Here is a 22,141-nt window from a genome sequence, read left to right on the forward strand (position 1 = left end):
GCCCTGGGCGGCTGTGCCGCCCTTTCGCGACCTCTGGTCGCTCCTACCTGAAGCAGCGTGCGTTGCCGGTCAGGCCTCGTGGCAGACGTGGCCATCGACCAAGGTATAACGCACGGCCGCCGGCAGGCAGTGGCCGATGAACGGGCAGTTGTCGCCGCGCGACAGCCATTGCTCGCCAGCAATAGTCGAGGCCTTGGCATCGAACAGCACCAGGTCCGCAGCGCCGCCCACTTTCAGCTCGCCGGCCGGCAGGCGCATCGCCTTGGCCGGGCCGCTGCTCAGGCGCGCCAGCAGGGTCGGCAGGTCGAGCAGGCCGTCCTCGACCAGGGTCATGGCCAGCGGCAGCAACAGCTCGACGCTGCTGATACCCGGTTCGGTGGCACCGAACGGGGCCAGCTTGGCATCGCGCTCGTGGGGCTGGTGATGGCTGGAAATCGCCTGGATCACCCCCGACTTCACCGCCTCGCGCAGGCCGTCGCGGTCGGCGGCGGTACGCAGGGGCGGCTGCACGTGGTACAGGCTGGAGAACTCGCGCAGCGATTCGTCGGTGAGAATCAGCTGGTACAGCGCCACGTCCGCGGTCACCGGCAGGCCCAACTGCTGGGCCTGGGCGATCAGCCGGGCGCCACGGGCGCTGGTGATCTGGGTGAAGTGGGCGCGCACGCCGCTCTGTTCCACCAGCAACAGGTTGCGCGCCAGGGCCACGGTTTCGGCGCTTTCCGGGATGCCGGGCAGGCCGAGGAAGCTGGCCATGGCGCCTTCGTGGGCCAGGCCGCCCTGGGCCAGGTCGCGGTCCTGGGAGTGGAACACCACGGTCAGGTCGAAGGTGGCCGCGTATTCCAGGGCACGGGCCAGGGTACGGTTGTTGGGGATTTCCTTCAGGCCGTTGCCGAAGGCCACGCAACCGGTGTCACGCAGGGCCACCAGTTCGGCCAGTTGCTCGCCTTCCAGGCCCTTGGTCAGGGCGCCGATCGGGTAGACCTTGCTGTTGGCGGCCTCGCGGGCGCGGTCGAGGATCAGCTCGGCCACTGCCGAGGTGTCCAGCACCGGCTTGGTTTGCGGCGGGCAGCACAGGCTGGTGACGCCCCCGGCCACGGCGGCGCGGGTTTCGCTGGCGATGCTGCCCTTGCGGCTGTAGCCCGGCTCGCGCAGCGACACACCGAGGTCGACCAGGCCAGGGGCGGCAATCAGGCCGTCGGCCTGAATCGTGCGGCTGGCGCTGAAGCCTGCAGGCGCGGCGCCGATGGCAGCGATGCGTCCGCCGTCCAGGTGCAGGTCGGTGACCTGGTCCAGGCCGCTGGCAGGGTCGATCACCCGGGCGCCAAGAATGCTGATGGTCACTGGGCGTTCTCCTGGTCGAATTGACGTTGCGCGTTCTGCCCGCTCATGGCCATGGACAGTACCGCCATGCGCACGGCGATGCCGTAGGTGACCTGGTTGAGAATCACCGAGTGCTTGCCATCGGCCACCGCCGATTCGATCTCGACCCCGCGGTTGATCGGGCCAGGGTGCATGACGATGGCGTCGGGCTTGGCGCCGGCCAGGCGCGCGGTGGTCAGGCCGAACAGGCGGTAGAACTCGCCTTCGCTGGGCAGCAGGCCACCGGCCATGCGCTCACGCTGCAGGCGCAGCATGATCACCACGTCGACGTCCTTGAGGCCTTCGGCGAGGTCGGTGTACACCTTCACGCCGTATTGCTCGATGCCGATCGGGATCAGGGTTTTCGGGCCGATCACGCGGATGTCCGGGCAGCCCAGCGCCTTGAGCGCGAGCATGTCGGAGCGAGCCACGCGCGAATGCAGGATATCGCCGACGATGGCCACCGACAGGTTCTCGAAGCTGCCCTTGTGGCGGCGGATGGTGAGCATGTCGAGCATGCCCTGGGTCGGGTGCGCGTGGCGGCCGTCACCGCCGTTGATCACGGCCACGTCCGGGCACACGTGCTCGGCAATGAAGTGCGCGGCGCCCGAGTCGGAGTGGCGCACGACGAACATGTCGGCGGCCATGGCTTCGAGGTTGCGCAGGGTGTCGAACAGGGTTTCGCCCTTGCTGGTCGAGGAGGTCGACACGTTCAGGCTGATCACGTCGGCGGACAGGCGCTGGGCGGCCAGTTCGAAGGTGGTGCGGGTGCGGGTCGAGTTCTCGAAGAACACGTTGCACACGGTCTTGCCGCGCAGCAACGGGACTTTCTTCACGGCCCGGGCGCCGACTTCGAGGAACGAGTCGGCGGTGTCGAGGATCTCGGTGAGCAGTTCGCGGGGCAAACCGTCGAGCGAGAGGAAGTGGCGCAGCTGGCCCTGGTCATTGAGCTGCAGCGGGCGCTTGGCGTCGATTGGCGTCATCGCGAGGGGACTCTTAAAGGGCGGAAGCGGAAGCGAGGTCCTGGCGCTCGAGGGCGAGCGGTGCGGGCCCGGTCAATTTTACCCGTTCATGGGCGGCCAGCGACAGGGTGGCGCCGAGTACATTGGGGCGGATCGGCAGTTCGCCGGCATCCAGGTCGAGCAGGCAGACCAGGGTGACGCTGGCCGGGCGGCCGTAATCGAACAGTTCGTTGAGCGCGGCGCGGATGGTGCGGCCGCTCATCAGCACGTCGTCGACCAGCACCAGGTGCTGGCCTTCCACCTCGAACGGCAGCTCCGACGGGCGCACTTGCGGGTGCAGGCCGTTCTGGCTGAAGTCGTCGCGGTAGAACGACACGTCCAGGGTGCCCAGCGGGCTCTGGTCGGCCATGGCTTCCTGGAGGGCCTGGGCAACCCAGACGCCGCCGGTGCGGATGCCGATGTAGCGGGGTTCGCTGATGGCGCGGCGGGCCAGATGGGCGCGTAGGTCGACAGCCATCTGCCGGATCAGCTCGGCGGGATTGGGTAGGCTCATTGCGTATCTCCTGGGGGCGCCGGGGTGTGGTTGCCCCGGCGTGGACGCGGAAAGATCAGGTATTGGCCTCCAGCCAGCCTTGCAGCAGCAGGGCAGCGGCAATGGCATCGACCGGGTTGTCGCGGTAACTGCCGCGCTGGCCGCCGCGGGCCAGGCGTTCGCCCTTGGCCTCGAAGGTGGTCAGGCGTTCGTCGTGGGTGTGCACGGGCAGGTTGAAGCGGCCGTTCAGGCGGCGGGCGAATTTTTCCGCGCGGGCGCTCATTTCGCTGGGGGTGCCGTCCATGTTCAGCGGCAGGCCGACGACGATGGCGTCGGGTTTCCACTCGTTGATGAGTTTTTCCACCTGGGCCCAGTCCGGCACGCCGTTCTGCGCCTTGAGGGTGCACAGCTCGCGGGCCTGGCCGGTGATGACCTGGCCCACGGCCACGCCAATCTGCTTGCTGCCGTAGTCGAAGCCCAGCAGTAGGCGCAGCGTAGGGGTCTGTTCGGCCATCAGGCGTGGCCCGCCTGGCTGGTCAGCAGGCTGAGGTTGATCCCCAGGCTTGCGGCGGCGGCGTCCAGGCGCAGGTCGCTGTTCAGGCCGAAGATGATCTCCGGGTCGAACGGGCAGTTGAGCCAGGCGTTATCGGCCAGTTCCGCTTCCAGCTGGCCTGCTTCCCAGCCGGCATAGCCGAGGGTAATGAGGCTTTGTTTGGGCCCTACACCGGCGGCGATGGCCAGTAGCACGTCCTGCGAGGTGGTCAGCGACAGCCCTTCCAGGGCCACGGTGGCCTGGAAGCTGCATTCGCTGCTGTGCAGCACGAACCCGCGGTCGGTTTGCACCGGGCCACCCTGGTAGATCGGCACCTGCAGCGTGCTGGCCGGCGGCGTTTCGTCCGGGCGCAACTGCTCGAGGATGTCGGCCAGGCTCAGCTCCTGCGGTCGGTTGACCACAAGGCCCATGGCGCCATTGGCGTTGTGCTCGACGATATACGTGAGGGTCTGGGCGAAGTTCGGATCGGCCATGTGCGGCATGGCGATCAGGAACTGGTGCTTGAGGTAGCTCGGGGTGAGGGTTTTCATGGGGGATAGTGTGGCGCCAGGTGGCGAGGCTGACAAGGTGTCATCGCCGGTCTGGGAGGGCGCCGCTGTGCGGCGCATCGCGAGCTGCGCTCGCTCCTACACAGTGCGCGTAGGGCCGGGGGATGATTGGCCCGAAACAAACGTAGGAGCGAGCGCAGCTCGCGATGCGCCGCGCGGGCGGCGCTCGATATCCGCGCCACCCCATGCTGCAAGCCCTGCGCACAGCGCCCCCAATCAATTACTGGACAAACGGTCCCCACGGGCAAAACGCCAGGTGCGGATGATCTCCAGCCGGTCGAACTCGGCCAGGTCGCCGGTGAACGGTGCGAACGGCGCCGCCAGGCGCACGATACGCTGGGCCGCCTGGTCCAGCACCGGCTGCCCGGAAGACTCCAGCACCAGCACTTCGTACAGCGAGCCATCGCGGTTGATCGACACCATCATCCGCAAGCTGCCGTAGATCTGCTGGCGACGCGCTTCGTCGGGGTAGTTGAGGTTACCCACCCGTTCTATCTTCTTGCGCCATTCTTCCTTGTACCAGGCGCCCTTGTCGCGCATGGTCGAGGCGGCGTTCAGGCGGTGGATGCGCGGGCGCTTGGCGTACATCTGCTGCTCGTTGGACAGCTCCGCCTCAAGGCTGGCGATCTGGCTCGACAGCTGCGAGCTGTCGAAATCCGGCGTGGCCGCGGCCGGCTTGGGCTGTGGCTTGCTTTCCTTGGGCTTGGGCTCGACCTTCTGCGCCTTGGCCGCCTGGGTGGCCACGGCGGACTTCTGCGGCACCGGTGGCGGCGCCACTTCAGGCTTGGCAGCCGGCGGCGGGGTCACCTTGTTGATCTTGCTGTCCTGGAACGGCGCCACCTCGGTGGTGGTGGGCACCGCTTTCTTTTCCAGGGTGCCGCTGCCTTGCTGGTTGTCCTGGGCCTGGTAGTCGGCCTTCTCGGGCGCTTTCTCGCTCTTGAAGGTGGCCAGGGTGATGTCCATGGTCTGGCGGATTTGCGCAGGCTTGACCACGCTGAAACCCACGCCGAGGATCAGCGCCAGGTGCACCAGGGCAGCCAGGAACAGGGTAAAGCCAAGCCTGTCCACCGGGCGAACGCGGGGTGGCAGCAGGTCGGCGGGGATGTCGGCAGGCAGCGTCATCGGGTATCCAGCAACTGCGAAGCGGGGCAGTGGCTCAGTCGAAAAGGACCGGCATCATACCCCACTCCGTGCATTTGCTCTGTGTTGGCGGTCAGCGCGCCTTGAGCTGGCGATCAATGGCATCCATCAGCTTGCCACCGATATCGGTGTTGTAGGCCGCATCGATCTCGCGGATGCAGGTCGGGCTGGTGACGTTGATCTCGGTGAGGTAATCGCCGATCACGTCGAGGCCGACGAACAGCAGGCCCTTGGCCCGCAGGGTCGGGCCGACCTGGGCGGCGATCCAGCGGTCGCGCTCGGTCAGCGGGCGCGCTTCGCCACGCCCACCGGCAGCCAGGTTGCCGCGGGTTTCGCCGCTGGCCGGGATACGTGCCAGGCAGTAGTCCACCGGCTCGCCGTCGATCATCAGGATGCGCTTGTCGCCGTCCTTGATTGCCGGCAGGTAGGCCTGCGCCATGATCTGCTGGGCACCCAGCGCGGTCAGGGTTTCCAGGATCACCGACAGGTTGGGGTCGCCGGCCCGGTGGCGGAAGATCGAGGTGCCGCCCATGCCGTCCAGCGGCTTGAGAATCACGTCACCATGCAGGGCTGCGAATTGGCGGATGATGTCCGGGCGGCGGCTGACCAGGGTTGGCGGCGTGCACTGCGGGAACAGCGTGGCGAACAGTTTTTCGTTGCAGTCGCGCAGGCTTTGCGGGCGGTTGACCACCAGCACGCCTTCGCCCTCGGCCTGCTCCAGCAGGTAGGTGCTGTAGACGAACTCCATGTCGAACGGTGGGTCCTTGCGCATCAGGATCACGTTCAGCTCGGCCAGCGGGGCGTCCTGTTCCTCGCCCAGCTCGAACCAGCGCGCCGGGTCGGCGAACACCTTCAGTGGGCGCATGCGCGCGCGGGCCTTGCCCTCGCCCTGGTAGAGGTCGTGCTGCTCCATGTAGAACAGCTCCCAGCCACGGGCCTGGGCCGCCAGCAGCATGGCCAGCGAACTGTCCTTCTTGTAGGAGATGGACGCGATGGGGTCCATGACAATGCCGAGGCGAACGCTCATGGGGTGGTTCCTCTGGCGGCCGGTGGCCGCGGTCGATCGAAAGAAAAGTGGCTCAGGGTGGCGCTGTGAGCGCCGCAGGTCAAGGGGCGCGGCAGATGGAACGGGCACCCGGAGTGTGCTAAAAATGCCAGTCACAGTGCTGTACAACAGGCCTTTGGGGCTGCTGCGCAGCCCTTTCGCGACACAAGGCCGCTCCCACAGGGTTCGGCGTGATTCTTGTGGGAGCGGCCTTGTGTCGCGAAAGGGGCGCGAAGCGGCCTCGGGCTTTCAGCATCAAACAGCGACGGTAGCGCAAAACATGGAACAACCCCTGAAGGTGATGGTGATCGACGACTCCCGCACGATCCGCCGCACCGCGCAGATGTTGCTCGGCGAGGCCGGTTGCGAGGTGGTCACCGCCAGCGATGGCTTCGATGCCCTGGCCAAGATCGTCGACCAACAGCCTCAGATCATCTTCGTCGATGTGCTGATGCCCCGCCTGGACGGCTACCAGACCTGCGCCGTGATCAAGCACAACAGCGCCTACAAGGACATCCCGGTGATCCTGCTGTCGTCGCGCGATGGCCTGTTCGACAAGGCCCGTGGCCGGGTGGTCGGTTCCGACCAGTTCCTGACCAAACCCTTTAGCAAGGAAGAACTGCTCGACGCGATCAGGGCCCACGTGCCTGGTTTCGTCGCGCTCGAACAACCCGCAACCTGACCGCGCCCCGCCCGGCGCGGCCTTCAATGTCCTGATGGGGAACCAGCATGGCCCGCGTTCTGATTGTCGACGACTCGCCGACAGAGATGTACAGATTGACTGAATGGCTGGAAAAGCACGGCCACCAGGTGCTCAAGGCCGACAACGGTGCCGACGGCGTGGCCCTGGCCCTGCAGGAAAAGCCCGATGCGGTGCTGATGGACATCGTCATGCCCGGCATGAATGGCTTCCAGGCCACCCGCCAGCTGAGCAAGAACCCGGAAACCGCCGGCATTCCGGTGGTGGTGGTGACCACCAAGGACCAGGAAACCGACCGCATCTGGGCCCAGCGCCAGGGTGCCCGTGATTTCCTCACCAAGCCGGTGGAAGAGGACGCCCTGATCGCCAAGCTCAAAGAAGTGCTGGGCGCTTGACCACCCGCCCGCAAGGCGCGTCGCTGACCGCCTTCGAACTGTTGCTGGACATCGACCGGCGCTGCCGTCTGCTGGTGGCCGACCAGCCACCGCAGGACACCCGCCTGCAGCACTGGAGCGGCATCGGCTTTCGCATCGCCGGGCAGTGGTTCGTCGCGCCCATGGGTGAGGTGGCCGAAGTGCTGCGCGAGCCGCGCAGCAGCCGGGTGCCTGGGGTACAGCCCTGGGTGTGCGGGGTGGCCAACCTGCGTGGGCGGCTGCTGCCGGTGATGGACCTGAGCAGCTTCTTCGGCCTGGGCCCGGCCGCACCCGGCAAGCAGCGGCGGGTGTTGGTGCTGGACCATGAAGACCTGTTCGTTGGCCTGTTGGTCGACGAAGTGCTGGGCCTGCAGCATTTCGCCCTGAGCAGCCTGCAACTGTCGCCGCCGCAGCCTTTGCTGCGTGCCGCCGCCCGCTTCGTTCAGGGGCATTTCGCGCGTGAACGCACCTGGGCGATCTTCAGCCCCTTCGCCCTGGCCCAGGCGCCGGGCTTTCTTGACGTGGCGCTATAGGACTTTCGAACGTGAACAAGCCGGCCACCCCCGTCGCCCCCGCCAGCATGACCCCCCGCACGCGCAGCATCGTGCAGATCACCGTGCTGTTCGTGATCCTGATCCTGTCGATCATCCTGCTGTTTGCCAACTTCGCCTACCTCAATACCCAGGCCAACCACGACAAGCAGTACATCGGCCACGCCGGCGAGTTGCGCGTGCTGTCCCAGCGCATCGCCAAGAACGCTACCGAGGCCGCAGCCGGCAAGGCCCTGGCCTTCAAGCTGCTGTCCGATGCGCGCAACGACTTCGAGCGCCGCTGGAGCTACCTGCGCGAAGGCGACAAGTCCACCGGCCTGCCCCCGGCCCCGGTGGCGGTGCGCGATGAAATGGAAACCGTGCGCCAGGACTGGGAAAACCTGCGCAAGAACACCGACACTATCCTCGCCAGCGAACAGACCGTGTTGTCGTTGCACCAGGTGGCGGCGACCCTGGCCGAAACCGTGCCGCAGTTGCAGGTCGAGTACGAAAAAGTGGTGGAGATCCTGCTGCAGAGCGGCGCCCCGGCCAACCAGGTGGTGGTGGCCCAGCGCCAGTTGCTGCTTGCCGAGCGTATTCTCGGTTCGGTCAACACCGTGCTGGCCGGCGACGACAGCGCCGCCCAGGCCGCCGACAGCTTTGGCCGCGACGCCAGCCGCTTCGGCCAGGTGCTCGAAGGCATGCTCGGCGGCAACCCGGCCATCCAGGTAACCCGTGTCGAGGACGCCGATGCCCGCGCGCGCCTGGCCGAGATTGCCGAGCTGTTCCAGTTCGTGGCGGGCTCGGTGGATGAAATCCTCGAAACCTCGCCCGAGCTGTACCGCGTGCGCGAGGCGGCCAGCAACATCTTCAGCCTGTCGCAAACCCTGCTCGACGAGGCCTCGCACCTGGCCAACGGCTTCGAGAACCTGGCCGGCGGGCGTACCCTCGACACCGTGGGGGGTTACGTTCTGGGCCTGCTGGCGCTGGCCTCGATCATCCTCATTGGCCTGGTGATGGTGCGCACCACCCACCGCCAGTTGCATGAAACCGCCGAGAAGAACGAGCGCAACCAGCAGGCGATCATGCGCCTGCTCGATGAAATCGAAGAGCTGGCCGATGGCGACCTGACCGTGACCGTGTCGGTCACCGAGGACTTTACCGGCGCCATCGCCGATTCGATCAACTACTCCGTCGACCAGCTGCGCGACCTGGTGGCCACCATCAACCACAGCGCCGAGCAGGTGGCAGCCGCGGTGCAGGACACGCAGAACACCGCCCGCCAGCTGGCCAAGGCCTCGGAGCATCAGGCCGAGCAGATCAGCGAGGCGTCCGAGGCGGTGGGCGACATGGTCGAGTCGATCGACCGGGTGTCGGCCCATGCCTACGAGTCGGCCAAGGTCGCCGAGCGCTCGGTGGCCATTGCCAACAAGGGCAACGAGGTGGTGCACAACACCATCAACGGCATGGACAACATCCGCGAGCAGATTCAGGACACCGCCAAGCGGATCAAGCGCCTGGGTGAGTCTTCCCAGGAAATTGGCGATATCGTCAGCCTGATCGACGACATTGCCGACCAAACCAACATTCTTGCCCTGAACGCGGCGATTCAGGCCTCGTTGGCCGGTGAGGCCGGGCGCGGCTTTGCCGTGGTGGCCGACGAAGTGCAACGCCTGGCCGAGCGCTCGTCTTCGGCCACCCGGCAGATCGAGGCGCTGGTGCGCACCATTCAGGCCGACACCAACGAGGCGGTGATCTCCATGGAGCAGACCACCGCCGAAGTGGTACGCGGCGCCCGCCTGGCCCAGGATGCCGGCGTTGCATTGGCCGAGATCGAGGGTGTGTCGCAGAACCTGGCCGAGCTGATCCACAGCATCTCCGATGCGGCCCAGTTGCAGACCTCCTCGGCCGGGCAGATTTCCCACACCATGGCGGTGATCCAGCAGATCACCGCGCAAACCTCCGCAGGCTCCGGCGCCACCGCCGACAGCATCCGCCACCTGGCGCGCATGGCCAGCGAGATGCGCCGGTCGGTGTCCGGTTTTACCCTGCCGGCACCTGCCGAGCGCAGTTGAGGAGCGCCCATGGCCGCTGCCGTCACCCCCGAGCGCCACGACACCGTGGCCCTGGCCTGGACCCGGGCCGCCATCCTCGATTGCCTGGGCCAGGCGCGCCAGGCCCTGGAGCGCTTTGCCGGGGAAACCGGCGACCCGTCGATCCTGGCCTTCGTGGTGGACAACCTGCACCAGGTGCATGGCTGCCTGCGCATGCTCGAACTCAGCGGCGCCACGCGCCTGGCCGAGGAACTGGAGCTGCTGGCCAGGGCCTTGGCCGACGGCCAGGTCAGCCCGCGAGGCGACTGCCTGGGCCCGTTGTTCCGCGGCCTTGAGCAGCTGCCGTCGTACCTGGAGCGGCTGCGTGGTGCGCGCCATGACCTGCCGCTGGTGATGCTGCCGCTGCTCAACCAGCTGCGCGCCTGCCGCGGTGTCGAGCCCCTGGCCCAGGCCAGCCTGATCAGCGGCGCCGCCCAGCGCTTTGCCGGTGACGACGACCTGGCCAACCTCGACCTGTCGCTGGGCAACTGGCGCGAGCAGCTGCAGGCAGGCCCCGGCCGCGACGCCCTGCGCTCGGTAATCACCGCCCTGTGCGATGACCTGGTGCGCATCAAGGAGCGCCTGGACCAGTTCGTGCGCGGCGACCGCCAGCACAACGAAGAACTGGATGCGCTGCTGGCGCCCTTGCGCCATGTGGCCGACACCCTGGCCGTGCTGGGCTTCCAGCAGCCACGGCGGGTCATCATCGACCAGGTACTGGCCTTGCAGGCGCTGGCCCAGGGCGAACGGGCGGTGGATGACGCGGTGCTGATGGATGTGGCCGGTGCCTTGCTGTACGTCGAGGCCACGCTCAACGGCATGGTGCTGCCGCTGGAGGAGGGCGGCGCCGGCAGCCTGCCGGGTTCGGACCTGGCGGAGATTCGCCAGCTGGTGCTCAACGAGTCGCTGAATGTGTTGCAACAGGCCAAGGACCTGATCGGCGATTGCCTGGAGTCCGGCTGGCCACGCCAGCGCCTGCAACCCTTGCCGGGCTTGCTGCAGCAGGTGCGTGGGGCGCTGGCGATGCTGATGCTGCCGGCAGCTGCCGAAGTGTTCGGCGGCTGCGCAGGTTATGTGCTGGGCTGGCTGCAGCACCTGGACGTGGAGCCACCCGCGCAGGACCTGACCCACCTGGCCGAAGCCTTGAGCGCCGCCGAGTGCTACCTGCAATGGCGCGTCGCCGACCCACTGGCCGACGCCCAGCCCTTTCTCGACATGGCCCGTGCCAGCCTGACCGCACTGGGCGTGGCCTGTACCCACGCCGGCCCGCAGGGTGGTTGCGAGCCTGGCAGCGACGGCATCGACGATGAGCTGCGCGAGGTGTTTCTCGAAGAAGCCGGCGAGTTGCTGCCGGAGATCGAACGGCACTGGCTGCGCTGGCGCGCCGACAATCGCCTGAATGATGCCCTGGTGCACGTGCGCCGCGACCTGCACACGCTCAAGGGCAGCGGGCGCATGGTGCATGCCGAAGCGGTGGCGGAACTGGCCTGGGGCGGTGAGCACCTGCTCAACCGTGTGCTCGAAGGGCGCATTGCCCTGAGCCCGGAAGGCGTGGTGGCGCTGCAGCGGGTGTTCGTCCACCTGCCGGACCTGCTCGCCGACTTCGCAGCCGGCCAGCTGCCGCAGCTCAGTGAAATCGAACAGCTGGCGGCGCACCTGCATGCCCTGGCCGAAAATGACAGCCCGGCGCCAGCCGAGATCGATGGCCTCGACCCACAGCTGCTGGATATCTTCCGCAATGAAGCACAGGGCCACCTGGCCAGCCTGGCGACGTTCCTGCAGGCCGCAGGCGGCCAGGATTGCGAGGTCAACGATGCCCTGCAGCGCGCCCTGCACACCCTCAAGGGCAGCGCGGCCATGGCCGGGGTCATGCCCATCGCCGAGCTGGCCACCGCTTTCGACCGCCTGGTGCGCGAGTACCGCAGCCACCAGCTGCCCTTGCAAGCGCCGGAGCTGCAGTGGCTGCAGGCGGCCCACGGCCTGTTCCGCCAGGGCCTGGCGCAGCTGGGCAGCTCGCCCTTGGCGGCGATTCCTGGCGCGGTGCAGTTGATCGAGCTGGTTGGCGAGGCCGTGGACCTGCGCCTGGCCAGCCTGCACGCCGAACCCCATGCCGGGCGCCGCGGCAAGCGCGACCCGCAGTTGATCGCAAGCTTCCTGGCCCAGGCCATGGACATCCTGCTCGATGCCGAGTCGCTGCTGTCTCGCTGGCAACAGCAACCGGCCCAGCGCGAGCCGCTGGACACCCTGCTCGACGCGCTGACCAGCCTCGGCCATGCCGCGCACCTGGCCGACCTGTGGCAAATGGATGCCGTGTGCGAGGCGCTGCTCGACCTCTGCGGCGCAGTGGAAGAAGGCAGCCTGGGCGCCAGTGCGCGCTTTTTCACCGCCGTCCAGCAAACCCTGGATGCGTTGTTGGACATGCTCGACGAAGTGGCCGCCGGGCAGGAAATCACCCCGCGCCCAGACTGCGTGGACGCCCTGCGCCACCTGCTCGACGGCGCCCTGGCGCCGGATGCCACAGGGTTGGTGAGCCGTGATGCGGTCACCCCGCTGGATGGGCTGCCTGAGCCGGCCGAAGAGGCCGAAAGCCCCGGGGACAAGGAACTGCTGGAAGTCTTCCTCGAAGAAAGCTCGGACATCGTCGAAAGCGCCGCCGCCGCCCTGGCGCGCTGGCAGGCCGACCCGCGCAGCAGCGTCGAGGTGGAGAACCTGCTGCGCGACCTGCACACCCTCAAGGGCGGCGCGCGCATGGTCGAAATCGCCGCCATCGGCGACCTGGCCCACGAGCTGGAATTCCTTTACGAACTGCTCGCCGCCGGCCGCCTGCCGCCGAGCGCTGCGCTATTCGCCCTGCTGCAGAACTGCCACGACCGGCTGGCGCACATGCTCGACGCGGTGCGCCTGGGCCAGCCGCTGCACGCGGCCACCGCGCTGATCGACTACATCCGCAACTTCAGCAGCGCCGCGTTGACCGACAGCGCCGCCGGGCAGGTGCAGGCCGACAGCGCACCTGCCGAGGCGCCGGCGGTAGCGCCGGAGCGGGCGCCCGGCGACATGGTCAAGGTCGACGCCGAACTGCTCGACGACCTGGGCAACCTGGCCGGTGAGCACTCGGTGATTCGCGGGCGCATCGAACAGCAGGTCAACGATGCCCAGTTCGCCCTCAACGAGATGGAAACCACCCTGGAGCGCATGCGCGACCAGCTGCTGCGCCTGGACATCGAAACCCAGGGCCGGATCAGCAGCCGCCAAGCCTTCGAGGGCGATGCCTACGAAGACTTCGACCCGCTGGAAATGGACCGCCACTCCCAGCTGCAGCAGCTGTCGCGGGCGCTGTTCGAGTCGGCTTCCGACCTGCTCGACCTGAAGGAAACACTGGCCCAGCGCGCCCAGGAGGCCTACAGCCTGTTGCAGCAGCAGGCGCGGGTGAACAGCCAGTTGCAGGAAGGCTTGACCGCGACCTTGATGGTGCCCTTCGAGCGCCTGGTGCCGCGCCTGCAGCGGGTGGTGCGCCAGGTGGCCAGCGAGCTGGGCAAGCAGGTTGAACTGGTGGTGGGCAATGCCGAGGGCGAGCTGGACCGCAGCGTGCTCGAACGCATGGTCGCGCCGCTGGAGCACATGCTGCGCAACGCCGTCGACCATGGCCTGGAAGCGCGTGAGGCGCGCCTGGCGGCTGGCAAGCCGGAGCAGGGCACCATCCACCTGAATCTGCTGCACGAGGGCGCCGACATCGTCATCGAGATGACCGACGATGGCGCGGGGGTGCCCCTGGAAGCGGTGCGGCGCAAGGCAATCAAACGTGGCCTGCTGGACCCGCAGGCGCAGCTGAGCGACCACGAGATCCTGCAGTTCATCCTGCGCCCGGGCTTTTCCACGGCAGAGAAGATCACCCAGATTTCCGGGCGTGGCCTGGGCATGGACGTGGTGCACGAAGAGGTCAAGCAACTGGGCGGCTCGATGACCATCGAGTCGGCCCCGGGCAAGGGCGCCCGTTTCCTGATCCGCCTGCCGTTCACCGTGTCGATCAACCGCGCCTTGATGGTGCATGTGGGCGAGGAGCAGTACGCCATCCCACTCAACACCATCGAAGGCATCGTCCGCGTGCCGCCGGCGGAACTGGCGGCCTGCTACCAGCTCGACGTGCCGCGCTACGTGTATGCCGGGCATGAATACGAATTGCGCTACCTGGGCGAGCTGCTGCAGGGGGTGCCACGGCCGGTGCTGCTGGGGCAGAGCGTGCCGCTGCCGGTGTTGCTGGTGCATTCCCAGGAGCAGTCGTTCGCCATCCAGGCCGACAGCCTGTCGCCCAGCCGCGAGATCGTGGTCAAGAGCCTTGGGCCGCAGTTCGCCGCGGTGGCCGGGCTGTCCGGCGCGACGTTGCTCGGCGATGGCCGGGTGGTGCTGATTCTCGACCTGCTGGGCCAGCTGCGCGGCCAGCAACGGCGCCTGGCGCGCCTGCCGGGTGGCAGTGGCGTGCAGCAAACGCTGTTCGGCCCGGCGCCGCGGCGGGCCTTGCTGGTGATGGTGGTGGACGATTCGGTGACCGTGCGCAAGGTCACCAGCCGCCTGCTCGAACGCCACGGCATGAGCGTGCTGACCGCCAAGGACGGGGTCGACGCCATGGCCCTGCTGGAAGAACACCGGCCCGATGTGTTGTTGCTGGACATCGAAATGCCGCGCATGGACGGCTTCGAAGTGGCCACCCGCATTCGCCGCGACGAGCGCCTGAAGGACTTGCCGATCATCATGATTACCTCGCGCACCGGGCAGAAGCACCGCGACCGGGCCATGGCCATTGGCGTCAACGACTACCTGGGCAAGCCCTATCAGGAGTCGGTGCTGCTGCAGAGCATCGCCCACTGGAGCCACAGCCATGCTTGAACTGATTGCCGGGCAGCGCAGCAGCCTCACGGGGTTGCTGCTGCCCCTGGGTGACCGCACCCTGGTGTTGCCCAATGTGGCGGTGGCCGAACTGATTGGCCAGCGCAACCTGGTGTGCCAGCGCGGCGAGCCGGGCTGGCACCTGGGCTGGATCGACTGGCGCCAGCAGCACCTGCCGCTGATTGGTTTCGAGGCCGCCTGTGGCGGCGAGACGCCGTGTGGCGAGCGGGCGCGCATCGTGGTGCTCAATGCCCTGGGCGATACCGGGCTGCGCTACCTGGCGGTGCTGCTGCAGGACATACCGCGCTCGTGCAAGCTCGACAGCCAGCTCAACTACGTGGATGTGGCGCTGGGCAGCCTGGAGCTGGCGGCGGTGCAGGTGGGCGAGCAGGTGGCACGGGTGCCGGATCTGGCGGGGCTTGAACGGTTGGTGCGTGACGCGCAATTGCAATCTGCGCTTGGGTAGGATGTTTGGGTTGAGGGCCTCTTCGCGGGGCAAGCCCGCTCCTACAGGAACCCAGCCCGGATCAGGAGGTCTGTGTCTGCATGTATTACGGTGAACGCTTCAACGCCTGGACCCACCTTGTCGGTGCCGTCCTGGCCTGTATCGGTGCCATCTGGCTGATCGTGGTCGCGGGCCTGCAGGGCGACCCGTGGAAAATCGTCAGTTTCTCCATCTACGGCAGCACCTTGCTGCTGCTCTACAGCATCTCCACCCTCTACCACAGCACCCGTGGCCGGGCGAAGGTGATCATGCGCAAGCTCGACCACCTGTCGATCTACTTGCTGATCGCCGGCAGCTACACCCCGTTCTGCCTGGTGAGCCTGCGCGGCCCCTGGGGTTGGAGCCTGTTTGGCGTGGTCTGGGGCCTGGCGGTGATCGGCATGCTGCAGGAAATCAAACCGCGCTCCGAGGCACGCATCCTGTCGATCATCATTTACGCGGTGATGGGCTGGGTGGTGCTGGTGGCGGTCAAACCGTTGCTCAATACCCTGGGCAGCGCCGGTTTCGCCTGGCTAGCGGCCGGCGGCGTGTTCTACACCGTCGGCATCATCTTCTTCGCCCTCGACAGCCGCTTGCGCCATGCCCACGGGATCTGGCACCTGTTCGTGATCGTCGGCAGCCTGCTGCACTTCGTGGCGGTATCGTTCTACGTGCGTTAGCCGCGTCAGGAAAAATCGCCCCACAGCTGCTGGGCCACCGACAGTGCCACCACGGGGGCGGTTTCGGTGCGCAGCACGCGCGGGCCGAGGCGGGCGGCGTGGAAGCCGGCGGCCTTGGCCTGGTCCACTTCGGCATCGCTCAGGCCGCCTTCGGGGCCAATCAGGAAGGCCAGTTTCGCGGGCTTTTGGTGGCTGGTCAGCGGCTCGGCCACCGGGTGCAGCACCAGCTTGAGGTCAGCCTCGGTGGCCTTGAGCCATTCGGCCAGGGTTAGCGGCGGGTGAATCACCGGCAGGGTCGAGCGGCCGCATTGTTCGCAGGCGCTGATCGCCACCTGGCGCCAGTGGGCCAGGCGCTTGTCGGCACGTTCGTCCTTCAGGCGCACTTCGCAGCGTTCGCTGACGATCGGGGTGATGGCGTTGGCGCCCAGCTCGGTGGCCTTCTGGATCGCCCAGTCCATGCGCTCGCCACGGGACAGGCCCTGGCCGAGGTGCACGTGCAGGGGCGAGTCGGCCTGGCCAGGCAGGGCCTGGTCGAGGCTTACACGCACGGTCTTCTTGCCGACTTCGAGCAACTGGCCGAGAAATTCCTGGCCGCTGCCGTCGAACAGTTGCACGGCGTCGCCGGGGGCCATGCGCAGCACGCGGCCAATGTAATGGGCCTGGGCTTCAGGCAGGTCGTGCTCGCCAAGGCTCAAGGGGGCGTCGATGAAGAAGCGGGACAGTCTCATGGTTCAACTCGAAATAAGGTGTGGGCACAGCCCCTGGTAGGAGCGACCGAAGGTCGCGAAAGGGCCACATGGCTAAGTAGAGGTGCCAGGGGGCTGCCTTGCAGCCCATCGCGACCTTCGGTCGCTCCTACCGGGGACTGGCATGTCGCTTGGGGCTTAGCCCGGGTCGCGGAAGTCGGGGTGGAAATTGGCGGGCACGGCCACGCTGACGCTGTCGCGGGTGGCGATGTCGATGCCTTCGCTGGCCACCTCGGCGAGGAAGTCGATCTGCTCCGGGGTAATCACGTACGGCGGCAGGAAGTACACCACGCTGCCCAGTGGGCGCAGCAGGGCGCCGCGGGTCAGGGCGTGCTCGAACACCTTCAGGCCACGCCGCTCCTGCCAGGGGTAGGCGGCCTTGGTGGCCTTGTCCTGGACCATCTCGATGGCCAGGGCCATGCCGGTCTGGCGAATTTCGGCAACATGGGCGTGCTCTGCCAGGTGCGCGGTGGCGCTGGCCATGCGCGTGGCCAGGGCCTTGTTGGCCTCGATCACGTTGTCCTGCTCGAAGATGTCCAAAGTCGCCAGGGCAGCGGCGCAGGCCAGCGGGTTGCCGGTGTAGCTGTGCGAGTGAAGGAACGCGCGCAGGGTTGGGTAGTCGTCGTAGAACGCCTGGTAGACCTTGTCGGTGGTCAGGCAGGCGGCCAGCGGCAGGTAACCGCCGGTCAAGGCCTTGGACAGGCACAGGAAGTCCGGGCGGATGCCGGCCTGCTCGCAAGCGAACATCGTGCCGGTGCGGCCGAAGCCCACGGCGATTTCGTCGTGAATCAGGTGCACGTCGTAGCGGTCGCACGCTTCGCGCAGCAGCTTGAGGTACACCGGGTGGTACATGCGCATGCCGCCGGCACCTTGAATCAGCGGCTCGATGATCACCGCCGAAAGGCTTTCATGGTGCTCGGCCAGGGTCTGCTCCATGGCCGCGAACATGTTTCGCGAGTGTTCTTCCCAGCCCATGCCCTCGGGGCGCAGGTAGCAGTCTGGGCTGGGCACCTTGAGGGTGTCGAGCAGCAAGGCCTTGTAGGTTTCGGTGAACAGTGGCACGTCGCCCACCGACATCGCGGCGATGGTTTCGCCGTGGTAGCTGTTGGTCAGGGTGACGAAGCGCTTTTTCGCCGGTTTGCCGATGTTCTGCCAGTAGTGGAAGCTCATCTTCAGCGCCACTTCGATGCACGACGAGCCGTTGTCGGCGTAGAACACCCGGTCCAGCCCCGCCGGCGTCATGGCCACCAGACGCTCCGACAGCTCGATGACCGGCTGGTGGCTGAAACCTGCCAGGATCACGTGTTCCAGCTGGTCGACCTGGTCCTTGATGCGCTGGTTGATGCGTGGGTTGGCATGGCCGAACACGTTGACCCACCAGCTGCTCACCGCATCCAGGTAACGCTTGCCGTCGAAGTCCTCGAGCCACACGCCTTCGCCCCGGCGAATCGGGATCAGCGGCAGCTGCTCGTGGTCTTTCATCTGGGTGCAGGGGTGCCACAGGACCTTCAGGTCGCGTTGCATCCACTGATCGTTGAGGCCCATGGGCACTTCTCCTGGCGTTGCGGCGTGGTTCGAACCTGTAAGCCTAAGCAAAGCCAGGGGGCAGGACAACCGTTGCCGGCCAAAGGCGGCCAAGGTGCGCGGCGCCGTCGCTGCACTGCTGGCCGAAACCTGTGGCAAAAATAAAATTTCCTGTTGCCTGAGGCACTTGATATCGCCGTGCTGGCAGGCCCTCAATAGCTGACGTATTCTTAGCGCATCGCTCTCGGGGCATTCCTGCCTCTTCTCATTCCTGTAATTTCAACTCGGAGTTCGCCGACATGGCTGCTGCTTGGGTGCGCCTGTGCGCGTTGGTATTGATCGGTGTGTCCAGCGCGGGGGCACTGGCGAAGGACAAGACACCCACGGCGATCGTGGTGGGTGGCGGCCTGGCAGGCCTGACCGCCGCCTACGAGCTGCAGAACAAGGGCTGGCAGGTGACCTTGCTGGAAGCCAAGGCGGGCATGGGCGGGCGTTCGGGCCTGGCCACCAGCGAGTGGATCGGCAACGGCAAGGCCCAGCCGGTGCTCAACCAGTACCTGGAGCGCTTCAAGCTCGATACCCTGCCAGCACCGGAATTCGTGCGTACCCCCGGTTACCTGATCGACGGAGAATACTTCAGCGCCACGGACCTTGCCACCAAGCAGCCGGCCACCGCCGAAGCCCTCAAGCGCTACGAGAAAACCCTCGACGACCTGGCCCGCTCGATCGACGACCCGCTCAACCCGCAGGCCACCAGCACCCTGTTCGCCCTTGACCAGATGAACGTGTCCACCTGGCTCGACAAGCTGCAACTGCCGGCCACTGCGCGTCAGTTGGTCAACCAGCAGATTCGTACCCGCTACGATGAACCGTCGCGCCTGTCGCTGCTGTATTTCGCCCAGCAGAACCGCGTTTACCGTGGCGTCAGCGACCGCGACCTGCGCGCCGCGCGCCTGCCTGGCGGCAGCCCGGTACTGGCCCAGGCCTTCGTCAAGCAGCTCAAGACCATCAAGACCAGCTCGCCGGTGACCGCCATCGTCCAGGACAAGGACGGCGTCACGGTCAAGGTCGGTAGCGTCGGCTACCAGGCCGATTACCTGGTCATGGCCGTGCCGCTGCGCGCCCTGGCCAAGATCCAGATCACCCCGGGCCTGGACGCCCAGCACCTGGCGGCGCTCAAGAGCACCAACTACGGCTGGCGCGACCAGCTGATGCTCAAGTTCAAGCAGCCGGTATGGGAAAGCCGTGCGCGCATGTCGGGTGAAATCTTCAGCAACACAGGCCTTGGCATGCTGTGGATCGAGCCAGCGCTCAAGGGCGGCGCGAACGTGGTGATCAACCTCTCCGGTGACAACGCCCGCCTGCTGCAGGCGTTTGGCGACAAGCAGATGGTCGACCAGGTGCTGATCCGCCTGCATGCGTTCTACCCGCAGGCCCGGGGTGCGTTCACCGGTTACGAGGTCAAGCGCTACAGCGTCGATGCCGGCACCGGTGGCGCCTACCTGGCCTACGGCCCAGGGCAGATCAGCAAGTACTGGCGCCTGTGGGAGCGCCCGGTGCAGCGTATCGCCTTTGCCGGCGAGCACACCGACGCGCTGTACCCAGGCACCCTCGAAGGCGCCCTGCGCAGTGGCCAGCGTGCCGCCGGCCAAGTGCAGGACCTGCTGGCCGGCAAGTCGTTCGACCCGGCCAAAGCCGCGGCAGTGGCCGCAGCGGCAACCGCAACCGCGGGCGCAGTGGCTGCCAAGCAGGAAAAACCGGGGTTCTTCTCGCGCCTGTTCGGCGGGGCAGACAAGCCTGAAGTGAAGGCAGAACCGGTGGCCAAGGCGGTAGAAGCAGCGCCAGCGCCTGCGCCGGCACCTGCTGCAGCCCCTGCACCTGCTGCAGCCCCTGCACCGGTTGCACCGGAAGCGGTGGCCAAGGAAGAACCGGCCAAGCCTGCCGCAACCAAGGCGGCACCGGCCAAGCACGCCCCGGCGCACAAGCCGGCGGCCAAACCCGCAGCCAAACAGGCGCACAAGGCAGTCGAGCCGAAGAAGGCGACGGTCAAGTCTGCGCCGGCCAAGAAGCCTGCCAGCGATTCCCAGGCCAAGGCAGGCTGAGTCCTGCACTGGCCCCTTCGCGGGGCAAGTCGGGTCGCCGCACCGCCGCTCCTACATTCGATACCATTGTCCATGTAGGAGCGGCGGTGCGGCGACCCGACTTGCCCCGCGAAGGGGCCGCACTGGCATCCCCCCACTCTCCGGCTATCGTTAATGTTTCCTTAATAGCGAACTTGCACACTAATCATCGGATTTCTCGATAATCCAAAGCAATTTTTTAAGCTTTTATTCGATACGTTAACCGATAGTCTGTGCACAGCTCTCACGGGAAACCACGTCATCATGCAAATGCGCAACTCACCCTCTCGCTATGGCGTGGTCAGCATCGTCCTGCACTGGGGCGTGGCCCTGGCGGTCTTCGGCCTGTTTGGGCTGGGCCTGTGGATGGTCGGCCTCGACTACTACGACCCTTGGCGCAAGGCCGGCCCCGACCTGCATAAAAGCATTGGCCTCACCCTGCTGGGCGTGATGCTGCTGAGGGTGCTCTGGCGCTTCGTCAGCCCGCCGCCACCGGCACCGGCCAACCACGGCGCGTTTACCCGCCTGGCTGCCAAGCTGGGCCACCTGGCGCTGTACCTGGGGCTGTTCGCGGTGATGATCGCCGGTTACCTGATTTCCACCGCCGACGGCGTTGGCATTCCGGTGTTCGGCCTGTTCGAAGTGCCGGCCCTGATCAGCAACCTGCCCGACCAGGCAGACCTTGCCGGTGCCATTCACCTGTGGCTGGCCTGGGGCCTGGTGGTCTTCGCCGTGCTGCACGCCCTGGCTGCGCTGAAACACCATTTCATCGACCGTGACGCGACCCTGACCCGCATGCTGGGCCGCAAAGCTTGACTCTCAACCTCAATTGCATAGGAAGGAACTAAGGATGTTGAAAAAGACTTTTGCCGCTCTGGCGCTCGGTACTGCACTGTTCTCCGCCGGCCAGGCAATGGCTGCCGAGTACAAGATCGACAAGGAAGGCCAGCACGCGTTCGTCGACTGGAAGATCAGCCACCTGGGCTACAGCTTCATCCATGGCACCTTCAAGGACTTCAGCGGCGACTTCACCTGGGACAGCGCCAAGCCTGAGGCCAGCAAGATCAACGTCGACCTGAAAACGGCCAGCGTATGGTCGAACCACGCCGAGCGTGACAAGCACATCGCCAGCAAGGACTTCCTGGACGTCAGCAAGTACCCGGATGCCAAGTTCGTCTCCACCGCCGTCAAGTCCACCGGTGACAAAACTGCCGACGTGACCGGCGACCTGACCCTGCACGGCGTGACCAAGCCGGTCACCTTCAAGGCCACCTTCAACGGTGAAGGCAAGGACCCGTGGGGCGGCGAGCGCGCAGGCTTCAACGCCACCACCACGCTGAACCTGAACGACTTCGGCATCAAGGGCCCAGGCCCGACTTCGCAGACCCTGGACCTGGACATCAGCGTCGAAGGCGTGAAGCAGAAGTAATCTGTTCCAGTTGAAAAACCGAGGGGGCCGCTTTGCGGCCCTTTCACAGCAAAAAGCCGCTTCTACAGAAGCGGCTTTTTGCTGTGAAAGGGCTGCCAGGCAGCCCCCTTGGTCTATCGGTCAGCCTTTACGGGTGAGCAGCGCTGGGCGCTCGCCACGTGGGCGGCTTGGCAGGTCGTCCAACTGCTCGGGCGTTGGGAAACGGTCGAGCTTGGATTCCTTGCGGATGATCACCGGCTGGTGCTGTTCGCGGGTGCTGCGTACTGCCGGTTCCTGGCGCGAGGCATCGTCACGGCCGGCCGAGCGGCCACGGCCAGCGCCATTGTTGTCACGGCGAGCGCCGCCACCGTTGTTGCTGCGCGGGCGCTTGTCGCCGTTGGCACTGCGCGGCTGGCCGCCGTT

Annotated in this window: 19 protein-coding genes; 10 read left to right on the top strand and 9 right to left on the bottom strand. The window is 66.6% G+C overall.

All coding sequences use genetic code 11. The features are described from left to right. Positions 1-69 precede the first annotated feature (69 nt). The 7 genes from F3J45_RS22910 to gshB form a co-directional block, all read right to left on the bottom strand. Positions 70-1,341, bottom strand: a complete 1,272-nt coding sequence (locus F3J45_RS22910; protein ID WP_167068337.1) for a dihydroorotase — start codon at positions 1,339-1,341, stop codon at positions 70-72. Next, positions 1,338-2,342: an aspartate carbamoyltransferase catalytic subunit gene (locus F3J45_RS22915; RefSeq protein ID WP_008099987.1), complete on the bottom strand. Its 1,005-nt coding sequence runs from the start codon at positions 2,340-2,342 to the stop codon at positions 1,338-1,340. The genes F3J45_RS22910 and F3J45_RS22915 overlap by 4 nt, the downstream gene beginning before the upstream one ends. Before the next feature lie 13 nt (positions 2,343-2,355). Next, positions 2,356-2,874 (bottom strand): bifunctional pyr operon transcriptional regulator/uracil phosphoribosyltransferase PyrR, encoded by a 519-nt coding sequence (pyrR, locus tag F3J45_RS22920; protein WP_167068340.1) that lies wholly within the window; start codon positions 2,872-2,874, stop codon positions 2,356-2,358. Between the two features lie 55 nt (positions 2,875-2,929). Next, positions 2,930-3,367 (bottom strand): Holliday junction resolvase RuvX, encoded by a 438-nt coding sequence (gene ruvX / locus F3J45_RS22925; protein ID WP_167068342.1) that lies wholly within the window; start codon positions 3,365-3,367, stop codon positions 2,930-2,932. Beyond that, positions 3,367-3,936 (bottom strand): YqgE/AlgH family protein, encoded by a 570-nt coding sequence (locus F3J45_RS22930; protein WP_167068344.1) that lies wholly within the window; start codon positions 3,934-3,936, stop codon positions 3,367-3,369. The genes ruvX and F3J45_RS22930 overlap by 1 nt, the downstream gene beginning before the upstream one ends. 234 nt (positions 3,937-4,170) lie before the next feature. Then, positions 4,171-5,076 carry an energy transducer TonB gene (locus F3J45_RS22935; protein WP_167068347.1) on the bottom strand — a complete coding sequence of 302 codons (906 nt, stop codon included), beginning with the start codon at positions 5,074-5,076 and terminating at the stop codon, positions 4,171-4,173. Positions 5,077-5,167: 91 nt separating this feature from the next. Next, positions 5,168-6,121, bottom strand: a complete 954-nt coding sequence (gshB, locus tag F3J45_RS22940) for a glutathione synthase (RefSeq protein WP_167068350.1) — start codon at positions 6,119-6,121, stop codon at positions 5,168-5,170. A 298-nt stretch (positions 6,122-6,419) separates the two neighbouring features. On the opposite strand from gshB, the gene pilG reads away from it, so the two are divergent. The 7 genes from pilG (at position 6,420) to F3J45_RS22975 (ending at position 15,920) form a co-directional block, all read left to right on the top strand. Continuing rightward, entirely contained in the window at positions 6,420-6,821 is a 402-nt protein-coding gene (pilG, locus tag F3J45_RS22945; protein WP_167068353.1) for a twitching motility response regulator PilG, read from the top strand. Between the two features lie 47 nt (positions 6,822-6,868). After that, entirely contained in the window at positions 6,869-7,234 is a 366-nt protein-coding gene (gene pilH / locus F3J45_RS22950) for a twitching motility response regulator PilH (RefSeq protein ID WP_167068356.1), read from the top strand. Further along, entirely contained in the window at positions 7,231-7,785 is a 555-nt protein-coding gene (locus F3J45_RS22955) for a chemotaxis protein CheW (protein ID WP_167068359.1), read from the top strand. The genes pilH and F3J45_RS22955 overlap by 4 nt, the downstream gene beginning before the upstream one ends. 11 nt (positions 7,786-7,796) lie before the next feature. Continuing rightward, positions 7,797-9,857, top strand: a complete 2,061-nt coding sequence (locus F3J45_RS22960) for a methyl-accepting chemotaxis protein (RefSeq protein ID WP_167068362.1) — start codon at positions 7,797-7,799, stop codon at positions 9,855-9,857. Between the two features lie 9 nt (positions 9,858-9,866). Beyond that, a complete protein-coding gene (locus F3J45_RS22965; RefSeq protein ID WP_167068365.1) occupies positions 9,867-14,756 on the top strand; it encodes an Hpt domain-containing protein in 4,890 nt (1,629 codons plus the stop codon). After that, entirely contained in the window at positions 14,749-15,222 is a 474-nt protein-coding gene (locus F3J45_RS30155) for a chemotaxis protein CheW (protein ID WP_167068369.1), read from the top strand. The genes F3J45_RS22965 and F3J45_RS30155 overlap by 8 nt, the downstream gene beginning before the upstream one ends. 80 nt (positions 15,223-15,302) lie before the next feature. Beyond that, positions 15,303-15,920 (top strand): hemolysin III family protein, encoded by a 618-nt coding sequence (locus F3J45_RS22975; protein ID WP_167068374.1) that lies wholly within the window; start codon positions 15,303-15,305, stop codon positions 15,918-15,920. A 5-nt stretch (positions 15,921-15,925) separates the two neighbouring features. Here the strand turns inward: F3J45_RS22975 and F3J45_RS22980 are convergent, their stop codons facing one another. Together F3J45_RS22980 and F3J45_RS22985 are read right to left on the bottom strand one after the other, a co-directional pair. Further along, the gene (locus F3J45_RS22980; protein ID WP_167068377.1) at positions 15,926-16,648 is read right to left on the bottom strand and encodes a 16S rRNA (uracil(1498)-N(3))-methyltransferase; all 723 of its coding nucleotides are present in this window, start codon (positions 16,646-16,648) and stop codon (positions 15,926-15,928) included. A gap of 156 nt (positions 16,649-16,804) precedes the next feature. Next, a complete protein-coding gene (locus F3J45_RS22985) occupies positions 16,805-18,211 on the bottom strand; it encodes an adenosylmethionine--8-amino-7-oxononanoate transaminase (RefSeq protein WP_167068381.1) in 1,407 nt (468 codons plus the stop codon). 278 nt (positions 18,212-18,489) lie between these two features. Between F3J45_RS22985 and F3J45_RS22990 the strand changes: the two genes are divergently transcribed. The 3 genes from F3J45_RS22990 (at position 18,490) to F3J45_RS23000 (ending at position 21,739) form a co-directional block, all read left to right on the top strand. Then, complete coding sequence (locus F3J45_RS22990; RefSeq protein WP_167068384.1) at positions 18,490-20,292, top strand: flavin monoamine oxidase family protein; 1,803 nt, start codon at positions 18,490-18,492, stop codon at positions 20,290-20,292. A 282-nt stretch (positions 20,293-20,574) separates the two neighbouring features. Further along, entirely contained in the window at positions 20,575-21,126 is a 552-nt protein-coding gene (locus F3J45_RS22995) for a cytochrome b (protein ID WP_167068388.1), read from the top strand. A 37-nt stretch (positions 21,127-21,163) separates the two neighbouring features. Continuing rightward, positions 21,164-21,739 (top strand): YceI family protein, encoded by a 576-nt coding sequence (locus F3J45_RS23000; RefSeq protein ID WP_370526458.1) that lies wholly within the window; start codon positions 21,164-21,166, stop codon positions 21,737-21,739. Positions 21,740-22,141 lie beyond the last annotated feature (402 nt).

Origin of the sequence: Pantoea sp. Ap-967 (assembly GCF_011752565.1) — a bacterium.
Lineage (GTDB): Bacteria > Pseudomonadota > Gammaproteobacteria > Pseudomonadales > Pseudomonadaceae > Aquipseudomonas.